At 72.4% G+C, this 12423-nt stretch carries 11 protein-coding genes; 8 read left to right on the top strand and 3 right to left on the bottom strand.

Translation table 11 applies throughout. The features are described from left to right. Positions 1–52 precede the first annotated feature (52 nt). The 5 genes from ACQP1P_RS05710 to ACQP1P_RS05690 all read left to right on the top strand — a co-directional run bounded on the left by ACQP1P_RS05710 (position 53) and on the right by ACQP1P_RS05690 (position 5327). Positions 53–946 carry a helix-turn-helix domain-containing protein gene (locus ACQP1P_RS05710; RefSeq protein ID WP_433083789.1) on the top strand — a complete coding sequence of 298 codons (894 nt, stop codon included), beginning with the start codon at positions 53–55 and terminating at the stop codon, positions 944–946. Positions 947–1002: 56 nt separating this feature from the next. After that, the gene (locus ACQP1P_RS05705; protein WP_433083787.1) at positions 1003–2529 is read left to right on the top strand and encodes an alkaline phosphatase D family protein; all 1527 of its coding nucleotides are present in this window, start codon (positions 1003–1005) and stop codon (positions 2527–2529) included. 9 nt (positions 2530–2538) lie between these two features. Beyond that, positions 2539–3717 carry a hypothetical protein gene (locus ACQP1P_RS05700; protein ID WP_433083785.1) on the top strand — a complete coding sequence of 393 codons (1179 nt, stop codon included), beginning with the start codon at positions 2539–2541 and terminating at the stop codon, positions 3715–3717. Between the two features lie 243 nt (positions 3718–3960). After that, the gene (locus tag ACQP1P_RS05695; RefSeq protein WP_433083783.1) at positions 3961–4674 is read left to right on the top strand and encodes a DsbA family oxidoreductase; all 714 of its coding nucleotides are present in this window, start codon (positions 3961–3963) and stop codon (positions 4672–4674) included. Positions 4675–4850: 176 nt separating this feature from the next. Beyond that, positions 4851–5327: a GNAT family N-acetyltransferase gene (locus tag ACQP1P_RS05690; RefSeq protein ID WP_433083781.1), complete on the top strand. Its 477-nt coding sequence runs from the start codon at positions 4851–4853 to the stop codon at positions 5325–5327. Positions 5328–6002: 675 nt separating this feature from the next. Here the strand turns inward: ACQP1P_RS05690 and ACQP1P_RS05685 are convergent. After that, complete coding sequence (locus tag ACQP1P_RS05685) at positions 6003–6527, bottom strand: hypothetical protein (protein WP_433083780.1); 525 nt, start codon at positions 6525–6527, stop codon at positions 6003–6005. Between the two features lie 166 nt (positions 6528–6693). Here ACQP1P_RS05685 and ACQP1P_RS05680 point away from each other — a divergent pair, with 166 nt between their 5' ends. The 3 genes from ACQP1P_RS05680 (at position 6694) to ACQP1P_RS05670 (ending at position 10074) form a co-directional block, all read left to right on the top strand. Then, positions 6694–8073 (top strand): ferredoxin reductase family protein, encoded by a 1380-nt coding sequence (locus tag ACQP1P_RS05680; RefSeq protein WP_433083779.1) that lies wholly within the window; start codon positions 6694–6696, stop codon positions 8071–8073. A 15-nt stretch (positions 8074–8088) separates the two neighbouring features. Continuing rightward, positions 8089–8694 carry an FMN-binding protein gene (locus tag ACQP1P_RS05675; protein ID WP_433083777.1) on the top strand — a complete coding sequence of 202 codons (606 nt, stop codon included), beginning with the start codon at positions 8089–8091 and terminating at the stop codon, positions 8692–8694. 606 nt (positions 8695–9300) lie between these two features. Continuing rightward, positions 9301–10074, top strand: coding sequence for an FAD:protein FMN transferase (locus ACQP1P_RS05670; protein WP_433083775.1), 774 nt, complete (start codon positions 9301–9303; stop codon positions 10072–10074). A 283-nt stretch (positions 10075–10357) separates the two neighbouring features. Here ACQP1P_RS05670 and ACQP1P_RS05665 read toward each other — a convergent pair whose 3' ends face one another. Together ACQP1P_RS05665 and ACQP1P_RS05660 are read right to left on the bottom strand one after the other, a co-directional pair. Further along, positions 10358–10717, bottom strand: coding sequence for a DUF1801 domain-containing protein (locus tag ACQP1P_RS05665; protein ID WP_433083773.1), 360 nt, complete (start codon positions 10715–10717; stop codon positions 10358–10360). A 67-nt stretch (positions 10718–10784) separates the two neighbouring features. Next, entirely contained in the window at positions 10785–12371 is a 1587-nt protein-coding gene (locus ACQP1P_RS05660) for a serine/threonine-protein kinase (protein WP_433083771.1), read from the bottom strand. Between the last annotated feature and the right edge of the window lie 52 nt (positions 12372–12423).

The following is a 12423-nucleotide window of genomic DNA, read 5'->3' as shown; positions in this document are numbered from 1 at the left end:
GCAGCCGGACGTTGCATGGGGTGCACAGACGGCTAGCCGACAGGAGGGGAGCATGCGCTGGTCGACGGGGGACCACGCGCCGGGCGAGCAGTTCGCGGCCTGGCGCGAGCTCATCTGCGCCGCCTTCCTCGCCCTGACGCCCGAGTCGGACCTGCGCGGCGCGTTCGCGGGCGACGTGGAGCAGTGGCGGCTGGGCGGGCTCGCGCTCGCCCGGATCGCGTCGCAGCGCCAGACGGTACGGCGGACCGAGGACGACATCGCGCGCTCGCCCGTGCACGGGTACTACGCCAACCTCCAGGTGCGCGGGACGAGCCTCATGGCCCAGGGCGGGCGAAGCACCCTGCTGCGCCCCGGGGAGCTGGGGCTCGTCGACACGGGGCGCCCGTTCCGGTTCGAGTTCGGGTCGGACTTCGAGCAGCTCTCGTTCTTCGTCCCGCGACCCCTGCTGGAGGGCCCCGTGCCGACCGCGGCCGCGGTGCCGACGCGCGCCGGGGTGGGCGCGGCGGTGCGGCTCGCGCTGGAGTCGGTGCCCGCGGTGCGGCGCCCGGAGCGGCTGGCGGTCCACGCGGCCGGGATGCTCGCCATCGCGCTCGATCCCACGGTTCCGGCTCCGGTACGGTCGCCGCGCACCCACGCCGCGGCGCTCGCGGACATCGAGGAGCACCTGAGCGACGACGACCTCTCCCCCGCCACGACGGCCCGGCGGCTGGGCGTCTCGGTGCGGTACGTCCACGGGCTCTTCAGCGCGCAACCGGAGTCCTATGCGGCGACCGTGCGCCGGCTGCGGCTGGAGAAGGCATCCCGGGACCTGCGCGACCCGTCCCGGGCGCATCTGCGCGTCATCGACATCGCCACGGAGGCCGGGTTCGTCAACGTCGCGAGCTTCCACCGCGCCTTTCGCAAGGCCTTCGGCCGCACCCCGCACCAGGTGCGTACACATCCGTAGACATCTATACAGTGACCGGCAATGCTGTGTTCATGAGCGGACTCGAAGGTGTGCCCATGAATAGGCTCAGCCGCCGCACGTTCGTCCTCGGTGGGGTCGCCGCCGCCGGGGCCGTGGTCGCGCCCCTGCAGAGCGCCAGCGCCGCCGTCCCCTACCCGTTCCAGCTCGGTGTCGCCTCCGGCGAGCCGGACGCGAGCAGCGTCGTGCTGTGGACCCGCCTCGCGCCGAGCCCGCTCAACGCCGACGGGCAGGGCGGGATGGCCAACGCCGACGTCGCCGTCGACTGGCAGGTCTCGGCCACCAGCACGTTCGCCTCGCTCGTCGCGTCGGGCACGGTGACGGCCCGCTACGCCGCCGCCCACTCGGTGCACGTGGTCGCCGGGGGCCTGCAGCCGGACGCCGAGTACTACTACCGCTTCCGCGCGCAGGGCCACATCTCCCCCGTCGGGCGCACCCGCACCGCGCCCGCGGCCGGCACGCTCGGCCGGGACTTCGTGATGGCCTTCGCGTCCTGCGCGCACTACGAGTCCGGGTACTACACCGCCTACCGCCGCATGGCCGACGACCGCCCGGACCTGATCCTGCACCTCGGGGACTACATCTACGAGGACGCCGCGACCTCCGGCTCGCTGCGCCAGCACGCCGGGGCCGAGATCGTCTCACTGGCGGACTACCGGCGCCGGTACGCGCAGTACAAGTCCGACCCCGACCTGCAGGCCGCGCACGCCATCGCCCCGTGGCTGGTCGTGCCCGACGACCACGAGGTCGAGAACAACTTCGCCGGCATGACGCGGGCCGACAACAGCCCGGCGCTCACCACGGCGCAGTGGACGGCCCGGCGCACCGCCGCGTACCAGGCGTACTACGAGAACATGCCGCTGCGCCCGGCCAACGCCAACAACGGCAACAGCATCCCCCTCTACCGCCGCGTCCAGTGGGGCCAGCTGGCCGTCTTCCACATGCTCGACACGCGGCAGTTCCGCAACGACCAGGCCTGCGGCGACGGGTGGAAGGTGTGCGCCGACGCCGATCTGGCCACCCGCAGCCTGCCGGGCACCGCGCAGGAGGCCTGGCTGCTCGACGGCCTCGGGCAGCACCTGGCGAAGTGGGACGTCATCGGCCAGCAGGTGTTCTTCGCCCGGCAGTTCGACGCGTCCGGCGCGAGCAACATGGACGCCTGGGACGGCTACCGGGCCTCGCGGGCACGCATCCAGCAGGGCTGGGTGGACCGCGGCGTGCGCAACCCGCTGGTGCTCACCGGCGACGTGCACGCCTCGTGGGCCAACAACCTCAAGGCCGACTACGCCAACGCGAGCTCCCCGGTCATCGGCACCGAGCTCGTGTGCACGTCGATCACGTCGGGCGGCAACGGCACCGCGGACACGGCGATCCCGAACGCCGCGACCAACCCGCACCTGAAGTTCTACTCGAACCGCCGCGGCTACGTGCGCACGACGATCACGCCGGCGCAGGTCACCGCCGACTTCCGCGGCGTCGCCTCGGTCACCGAGCACGGCGCGGCGGCCACCACGCTCAAGTCGTTCGCGATCCTCGACGGCCGTCCGGGCCTGCAGAGCATTTAGGAGTACGACATGCAGGCTCTTGTAGCGTTGACGCTCGCCTCGCTGACGTGGACGACGGCCAATTCCGTCGCCACCGGAGACCAGGACACCTCCGCCATCGCGACCAACCGCAACGGCCAGGTCGCCGTGGTGTGGGAGGACGACCGGGACACCTCGGCGCCGGAGAACAACAGCCACTCGGACGTCTGGGTGCGCATGTTCGCCAACGGGGCCGCCCAGTACGAGCTCAAGCTCTCCGCCGGCGGCACCGGCAACTGGACCCACCTCTCGCCCGACGTCGGCATCGACGACAAGGGCAACGCGGTCGTGGTGTGGGCCGAGGACGGCGACGGCAACGGGGTGTACAACGTCCAGTACCGCGTGATCTCCCCGACCGGCTCGGTCACCGCGTCCGGGCGCGCCAACGCCGACACCGCGGGCGACCAGATCCTGCCGAAGGTCGCGGTGGACCCGGACGGCGCCCCGACCAGCGGCGCGGTGGCGTTCACCGTGGTCTGGGAGGACGTGCAGGGCAGCACGTACACGGTGAAGGCGGCCGGGTACACCGGACCGACGACGAAGGCCTACGAGGTCTTCGCGTCCCAGCAGACCGGCCAGCACCACCGGCCCGACGTGGCGGTCTCCGCGTCCGGCGACGCGCTGGTCGTGTGGGACGAGGACGCCGACGGCAACGGCTACTCCAACATCGGGCTGGTCGGCCTGGCCAAGGCCAACGGGGCCGTCAACCTGTCCCGGCGTACCGCGAACAGCCTGGGCGGCGGCCAGCAGCGCCACGCCGCGATCGCGGAGGACTTCACCGGGGACTTCGCGGTGGCGTGGGAGTCCGACCACACCGGCACCGCGGGCGTGTGGACGCGCTCGTTCGCCCCCGGCGCGGCCGCGCGCGGCACCGAGGTGCTCGTCGCCGACGGCGGGACGAACCCGGTGATCGGCATCGACGGGCAGGCGAACACCGTCGTCGGCTGGTCGGCGACCGAGCAGTACGGCCGGGGCTTCAACCCCGACGGCACGACGACCGGCCGCCTCCCCGCGCAGGTGCTCACCCAGACGACGACCGGGCGGCAGGAGCAGCTCGGGGTGGCCGTCGACAACTGGGGCGAGTTCAGCGTGGCGTACACGGACGACAACGACGGCAACGGGTACGACCAGGTGATCCTCGGCTCCGGAGGCGCCAACTCGGACTGGTGACCGCGACGGCGTGCGCCGGGGCCCGGGCCGGCTCGCATCCGAGCGCGGGTCCGGGTCCGGCGACGTCGGTTCGAGCCGTTGCGGGCTGGTCGGCATCGCGGCGTGCGGTCCTATGTGGACAGCGTTGGACCGTTCAGGGCGGGCGTTCACCCGCCTTTTCGGATATTTCATGAAATTGTGCGACTCGACTTCGGCCTCGGCGCGAGTATTGTTGAAGCGTCAACGAGCTTGAGGAGCGCGCACATGATCCAGATCGAGGTCTGGTCCGACATCGTCTGCCCGTGGTGCTACATCGGCAAGCGGCGGCTGGAGCGCGCGCTCGCGAAGCACCCCGGCGAGGTCTCCGTCGAGTGGCGCAGCTTCCAGCTCGACCCGTCGACCCCGACCGGCGACCCGCGCACGGTCGGCGAGTCCCTGGCCGCGCGCAAGGGCCTGTCGCCGAGCCAGGTCAAGGGCATGTTCGCGCACGTGACGGCGATCGCGGCGGAGGAGGGCCTCGCGTACGACTTCGACCGCGCCCGCACCGCCAACACCCTCGACGCGCACCGCCTGCTGCACTTCGCCAAGGCGAGCGGCCGCCAGGGCGAACTGAAGGAGCGTCTGCTGCGGGCGTACTTCACCGAGGGCGCCGACGTCGGCGACCACACGGTCCTGGCGTCCCTCGCGGCCGAGATCGGCCTCGACGAGGTCGCCGCGAAGCAGGCTCTGACGGACGGCTCCTACGCCGAGGACGTCGAGGCGGACATCGCGCAGGCCCGGGAGTACGGGATCAGCGGGGTTCCGTTCTTCGTCTTCAACCAGCGCCTGGGCGTCTCGGGAGCCCAGCCGCTCGAGGTCTTCGAGCAGGCCCTGGCCCAGTCCTCGCTGACCGTCCTGCGCGCCCCGTCCGGCTCGTCTTCGTCTTCATCCTCGGCCACGGCCTCGGGCGAGTGCACGGACGACTCCTGCGCGATCTGAGGGCCGCAACTCGGGCCAACGCCCGCACGATCTCCGCACGATCCGAGGGCCGGAAGGCGAGGGCCGCAAAGTCTAGACCGTCCGGCCCCACAGTCAAGCGGTGACCACAGCGCCGTGAACATGAGTGACTACTTTCCGGCAAGCACACTTCGGCCGTCCGGTTCTACTCTGCACTCATGACCGCTGATGTACTGCACAGCTACCGCCAGCAGGTCGCCCGAGGCGTGCGCCGGCTCGCGCAGGACGACACCGACCAGGTGGCCCGGCTGCTGGAAAGTGACGGTCATCCGCAGGCCGACACCAACCTCGCCGAGCGGCTCCAGCGCTGGTGCGAGCACCCGGACGGGGCCGCGTTCGTGTGGGACGAGCGGGGCCGCCTGCTGGGGGTCATCGCCGCGCACGTCATCCCGTCCTTCGAGGTGGACGGCGCCTGGCTGCGCATCGTCGCCCTGGCCGTGGCCGAGTCCGCGCGCGGGCGCGGGATCGGCACCAGCCTGGTCGCGGCGGCGGAGACCTTCGGCCTGCTGCGGGGCTGCTCGAGCGTGGAGGCGACGAGCCTGCGCACGCGCGAGGGTGCGCACGCCTTCTACCGGGCGCTGGGGTACCAGGACCGCACCGACGCCGCCGGCCGCTTCCTGCGCCGCCTGCCCTGACGATTCCCGGCCCGCCTCGCCGCGGTCATGCGCGGGCGGGCCCGACGGCACCATCCCCGGCGCGACCGCCGCCGCGCCCAGCACCGCGCGGGCCGGCCCTACGGCACCATCCCCGGCGCGGACCGCGGCCGCGTCCAGCACCGCGCACCCCGGCCCGACGGCACCATCCCGGCGCGGACCGCGGCTCACCCGCCACCACGGCCACGGCCACCGCGTCCAGCACCGCGCGCGCCCCGGCGGCCGAGCCGGTCCGAGGGCACCGTTGCGGGCGCCACGTGCCTCCCGCGCGGTCGACGTCGATGCCGCGGAAGTAGCGACGCCGGCCCTGGCGCACCTATTGCGGCGCCGGGCCGGGCGCATCGATCACGGCGGCTCCGGGCCCGGCGCACCCATCACGGCGCCGCGGGAACTTCGGTCTCCGTCGATGCGCGTGGCGGTGGCGGCGCCGCACCGATTGCCGCCCCGAGGCGACCCTGCCGCACTCCTTCCGGCGACCCGCCGCCCCGGCCGGAGCCCTTCCCGCCAGGACCGCACCGATGGCCATTCCCCCACCACCGTCATACCCGGAAATACGCGAATATTTCCGGATCTAGCGGGTCACGAGGTCCGTCCGGTCTCGACCAATAAAGTCCCATATGTGAGTTCATGCAGGCGGAGCGAAAGAAGATCGCCCGCTCAGCCCGCCAAACGGGTGCCGAGCGCCGCCGCGACCTTCACGAGACCCTCCTCCGCCCCGGCCGGCAGGTCGCCCCCGCCGAGGTTCACCACCGACAGCACGACGATCAGGTTGCTCACCCGCATGCTGATCACCTGGGGCGCCCCGATCGCCTGCGTACGCTGCCGGATCGCCTGATCCCCCACCCCGTCGAGCTTCTCGGTGTCCCCGCCCGCGACCGCGGTGAGATAGCGCGACGCCAGCTGCGGGCCACCGACGGTGCCGTGCTTGGTGACGAGGGTGTACCCCACGTTGACCTGCACGCTCCCGTCCGACGCGGTGCAGTTGTCGCCGTCGGCCTCGACCTTCGCCGCGGTGACCACGGGCGCGAAGACCGACGGGTCGAGCACCCCGCAGCCCGGCACCGAACTGAAGCGGCCGGCCTCGGCGAAGAGGCCCAGTGAGTACGCCATCCCGAGCCCGGTCGCGGCCACCGCCGCGACCACAGCCGCCGAGACCAGGACAATTCGCCGGAGCCTGCGCATCGTCGCAGTCTACGGATCCGAAACTGTCGTACCCCCGTGCGAGCATGTCCCGCACAGGCACCCCCTGTGCACAACCTGAAGTCCCGATTAAGCCCGTGGCCGAGCAGGCCAGGGCCCTGGTATCACGATGGCAGTGGAACCGCATGCACCGTACGCAGAGACAACGATGACCGTCCCGAGACAGCGCCCGGCCGGCTCGCTCGCCGCCCCCGCGGCGCGGCCCGTCGAGCACAACAACGCCGGACGGTTCCTCCTGCGCACCCTCTTCTGGGGCGGCCTCGCGCTCGCGGTGCTGCCCTGGTGGCTCGGCACGAAGACCGGCTCGATCGACACGAGCGCCGAGGTCTTCCAGGCCGCCGGGCGGGTGACCGGCCTGATCGCCGGCTATCTGCTGCTCATGCAGGTGATCCTCATGAGCCGCCTCGCGTTCCTGGAGCGCTGGATCGGCGCTCGGCACCTGGGGCTCTGGCACCGCGAGCTCGGCGGCTCCGTCCTGATCACGATCCTGGCGCACGCGGCGCTGATCACGGTCGGCTACGCCTACGCCGACGACGTCGGGTTCACCGGCGAGCTGGGCACGCTCCTGAGTGAGTACTCGGACATGATCACCGCGTTCATCGCGGCCGGCATGCTCGTGTGCATCGGGCTGCTGAGCATTCGGGGGCTGCGGCGCGCCCTGCCCTACGAACTGTGGTACTTCCTGCACCTCAGCGCCTATTTGGCGCTGCTGCTCGGCTTCGCGCACCAGTTCTCCAACGGCCAGGAGCTGTTCCGGCCGGGCCTCGGGCGCACGGTGTGGATCGGGTTCTACGTCGTCACCATCGCCGCCGTGGTCCTCGGCCGCGTCGTCGGGCCGCTCTGGCTCAACCTGCGCCACCGCCTGCGCGTCGCCGACGTGGTCACCGAGGGCCCGGACATGGTGTCGATCTACATCACCGGCTCCCGGCTGCACGACCTCGACGCCCAGGCCGGCCAGTTCTTCCGCTGGCGGTTCCTCGGCCGCGGGCTGTGGTGGCAGGCGCACCCGTTCTCGCTCTCGGCCGCGCCCAACGGTCGCTGGCTGCGGCTCACCGTGAAGACCGTCGGCGACCACACCTCCCGGATGCGGGAGATGGCCCCGGGCACCCGGATCTTCGTCGAGGGCCCGTGGGGCGACTTCACCGCCAGCCGGCGCGTGAAGCAGCGCGCCCTGCTGATCGCGGCCGGCAGCGGCATCGGCCCGATCCGCGCGCTGCTGGAGGAGCTTCCGCCCGGCGCGATCGTCATCTACCGCGCGAGCGCCGTGCACGACCTGCACCTGCGCCATGAGCTCGAGCACCTGTCGGAGCTGCGCCACGCCCAGCTGTGGTTCGTGGTCGGCGACCGCCGGGACCCCGGCCCCCGGCGCCTCTTCACGCCGGCGGGCCTGCGAGAGCTGGTCCCGGACATCGCCGAGCGCGACGTGTACCTGTGCGGCCCCGACGGCCTGATCCAGCAGTCCCTGCAGGTCCTGCGCCGCCTGCGGGTCCCCCGCCGCCAGGTCCACCTGGACCCCTTCGAGTTCTGAGGAGTTGGACCGCACATGCGACGCGCCCTGATGGCCCTGATGGGCACCGCGGCGGGCACCATCCTGCTCGTCGGCGCCAAGGCGGGATTCAGCAGCCCGGCGAGCGACCCGGCGATACAGCCCCAGGCGGCCAAGAGCCCGATCCCCGGCGCCGACGGCTCGGCCGCCCCGGCCGGCGCGCCGTCCACGGGCACGGACCCGCAGGGCAACCCGGCCCCGGGCACGACCCCGACGCCCGGCACGAAGACCGCGACGACCCAGCCCGCGGGCACAAAGACGACGACCGCCCCGGCCTCGAAGCCGACGACGACGGCCGCCAAGCCCCCGCGCACCACGATGAAGGACGGGACCTTCAACGGAAACCCGATCTACGTCGAATACGGCAACGTCGAGCTGAGCATCGTGGTCTCCGGCGGCAAGATCACCGACGTCAAGGTCCTCGACTCGCCGAGCGAGCACTCCCGCTCGGTCCAGATCAACAACTCGGCCCTGCCGAAGCTGCGCGCCGAAGCGCTGGCCGCCCAGAGCGCGGACATCGACACCGTCTCCGGCGCCACGTACACGAGCAGCGGCTACAAGCTCTCCCTCCAGTCCGCCATCGACCGCGCGTTCCAGGGCTGACCCACCCCGAGGCCCGCCACCGCCGATACTCGTGCGCCCCACGAAAAGTCGGGCGCTCCGCGCCACGACTTTTCGGACTTATACCCCGTCGCCGTATACAGCCCGGATGTCTGATTCGCGGCCGACGGGCTTCGGGGACTCTGCGATCCGGCCGGCCGACACCGCTCAGCGGATAGCACCGCGCTCGTCGAAGCACGATGCGGCGCGTGGAGGCGAGGACGCGGCGCACGACAGGACGGCGGCACCGCGCGGAGGACGGCGGCGCGGCGCACGAGCGACGGCGACATCCGTATCAAGGACGCCGTGCGTGGCGGGACCGCGGCACCGGGTGGCGAGCGGCGACGGAGCACGCGGCAAACCACGATGCGGCACGCGACTCAGGCGATGCGGCACGCGGCACGCGGCACGCGGCACGCGGCACGCGGCACGCGGCAAAAACAACGCGGCGCGCGGCAAAGGCGATGCGGCGCGCGGCAAAGGCGATGCGGCCCCTGGAGGATGGCGACGCCGTGGGGCGGATGCGGCGGAGACGGGCAGAATTGAGCCGGGCGAGCAGAATGCGGCGAGCTGGGGTATGACGAACGGCATGACGGGTAGGGCGCGACAATGACGCACAGCCTGGTGCGGGTCGAGCACGTCATGGGCATGGCGATCAGCCTCGACCTGGACGATGACCTCCCCGTGCACGAGCTGGAACGCCTCGCCGACGGCGTGTTCGGGTGGCTGCGGCAGGTGGACGAGATCTTCAGCACGTACCAGGCCGAGAGCGAGATCAGCCGCCTCGCGCGCGGGGAGATCCGCCGGGAGGAGTGCTCGCCGCTCGTCGGCGAGGTGCTCGACCGGTGTGCGGAGCTCTGGGACGAGACCGACGGCTACTTCGACGTGAGCGCGGGCGGGGTGCTCGACCCCTCCGGGTACGTCAAGGGCTGGGCCGTCCAGCGCGCCTGCGACCGGCTGCTCGAGGAGGGCTCGGCCAACCACTGCCTCAACGCCGGCGGGGACATCTTCGTGCGCGGGGCGCCTCGCGGGCGGGAGCGGTGGCGGGTGGGAGTGCGCCACCCGTGGGAGCCGCTGGCCGTCGCCTGGGTGCTGGAGGTGACCGACACCGCGGTGGCGACGTCCGGCACGTACGAGCGGGGGCTCCACGTCCTCAATCCGCTCACCGGCGCCCCGGCGAGCGAGCTGCGCTCGGTCACCGTGGTCGGGCCGGACCTGGGCACCGCCGACGCGTACGCGACCGCCGCCCTGGCCATGGGCCTTCCCGGCATCGACTGGCTGGCGGCCCTTCCCGGCCACGAGAGCGCCGTGGTCACCGAGGACGGCCGGGCCCTGCGCTCCGAAGGACTCCACGTGGTCCCAGCGAAACTCACCGCCCCCTGACGAACCGACCCTCTGACGAACAGGCGACCAACGAACAGGCGACCAACGAACAGGCGACTAACGAACAGGCCACACGACGAACCGACCCCTGACGAGCCGTTCCCAAGGCCGCGCACCGGATGCGCGAGATCGCGGCCCGAACGACCGCCGCGCAGAGAAAAGAGCCGCAGCGGCAGAACGCCCCGCGGACGGCCGGGCGAACCCGACCCACGCGGCGGAGCCAGGCGACAGCCAGGCCCAGGTAGCGCAGTCAGGCGACCCCCGGCAGGTCCGGGTAGCGCACTCAGGCGACGGCCAGGTCCAGGTATTCGATCAGGTGCTCGCGCGTCGGGGCGCTGTCGTCCGGCTTGAAACTGAGGTATCGCACCCGCTTCCCGGTCCCCTCCAGCAGCCCGTGCGGATCGGGCAGGTCCGCGCCGTGCTCGAAGCCGACGGTGACGGAGTCGGCCCGGGGAAAGACCGCCGCGATGTACCCCCGCGACGGATGGTGGAAGCCCAGCCCGTGCCAGCCGCGATACACGCGCTCGGTCAGCTCCGGGCGGGCGCTCAGGATCACCTCGCGCAGGTGCCGGGTCAGCGCGCCGATGCTGGCGCAGTGCTCGTCGAGCAGTTCATCGAGTCCCTCCGGACCATCCCCCGTCATACCCCACACCTCACCACAGGGGTACGACATTTTCCGGCCCGTTTTCCTGCCAAGCGGGACGACCGGTCTACCAGTCGAACTCCACGCCGCGGACCTCGCCGTCCGGCAGCAGGGCGCGGTTCGTGTAGACCCAGTGCTGCACGACCACGTACCGATGCCCCCGCGGCAGGTGCGCCTCGAACGGGCCGCAGTCGTGGTTGGGCGCGAAGTCGGTGAACAGCACGCCGTTGCACTCGTGCGGGCCGTCGGCGGTGCGGCCCGAGGCGAGGTCGAGGATCGACATGCTGATGTCGGCCTGGACGCCGGGGATGCTCTGCATGTGCCCGATGGCCCGGACGCGGTCGGCGGCCAGGGCGTGGCAGGGCTTGCCGAGGGCGGGGTGGCCGAGGTCCCACGTGTACTGCTGGCCGCACACGTACGGCCCGAAGGCATCGGAGCCCTCGACCTGCGCGCCCGGCTGGAGGGACGCCGCGGCGCTGCTGTCGCCGCCGGTGCGCGACGAGCCCGGGCCACGGCTGGGAGCGGCGGCGGCCCCGGCGCTGCGCGCCGCGGCGGACGGGGGCGCCGCGGGGGCCGGAGTCGCGCGCACGCCGTCGGCGGTGTCGGTGGAGTGGTCGCGATGGAGGTACTGCCAGGCGGGGACGGCGATGAGCGCGAGCAGGATCAGTACCGCGGCCAGAAATGCGGACCGGGAACGGGTCGGCGCCGGGCGCTGCGCGGGCAGGGGCGGCTGGATCGTGGTGAGGCGCTCCTCCACCGACTGCGGTGGGAGCGGGGGCACGTCGGCGGTGCGGCGGGCCACGGCACGCAGGGTCGCGGCGAGCTCACGGGCGGTCGGGCGCCGGCTGGGGCGCTTGTCCATGCACTCCTGCACGACCTGCCACACGGCGTCGGGCATGCCGGGCACGCGCCGCGGGGACTCGTCGACGTGGCGGCGCAGGATGGCCCACGCGGGGCCGCCGGCGTAGGTCGGGCGGCCCGTCGTGAGCTCGAAGAGCACGACACCGAGCGCGTAGATGTCGGCGGCCGGGGCCGGCTGCCCGCCGTAGACCGCCTCCGGCGCGACGTAGTTGGCGGTGCCGACGAGCGCCCCCGGCGTCGTCATGCTCGGGGTGTCGAGGACCCGGGCGATGCCGAAGTCGGTGAGCCGGCAGTGCAGCTCGCCGTCGACGCGGTCGAGCAGGATGTTGTCCGGCTTGAGGTCGCGGTGCACGACGCCGCGGCGGTGCGCGGCCGAGAGCGCCTCGGCCACCTGGGCCAGCAGCATCGCGGCCTCGGCCGGGGCCAGGGTGCCCCGCTCGTGCAGGTAGTCGCGCAGGCTGCCACCCTCGACGAGGTCCATGACCAGGCCGAGCGAGGTGCCCACGGTGACCAGGTCGCGGACCCGGACGATGTGCGGGTGGCGGAGCATGAGCAGGATCGCGCGCTCCTGCACGAACCGGTTGACGGCCTTCGGCTCGGACATGAGGTCCTCGCGCAGCAGCTTGACGGCGACCTGCTCGTCGCCGTCCAGGGCGCGGGCCCGCCACACGGTGCCGGTCCCGCCGCCGCCGATGGGCTCGACCAGCTCGTACGCGTCACCGATCCGATAACCGGTCAGGTCACCGCTGTGGTGACCGTCCGTGTCGTAGCGCGCTTCGGGCGGAGTACGCATCGGGGTATTCGTACAGAATGCCCGATGAAGGTCACAAGCCGTACCAGGAAGT

Source organism: Dactylosporangium sp. CA-052675 (genome assembly GCF_050947935.1).
Taxonomy (GTDB): domain Bacteria; phylum Actinomycetota; class Actinomycetes; order Mycobacteriales; family Micromonosporaceae; genus Dactylosporangium.
Note: the sequence above shows the minus strand (reverse complement) of the source record. Positions and strands in the feature narration are given on the sequence as shown.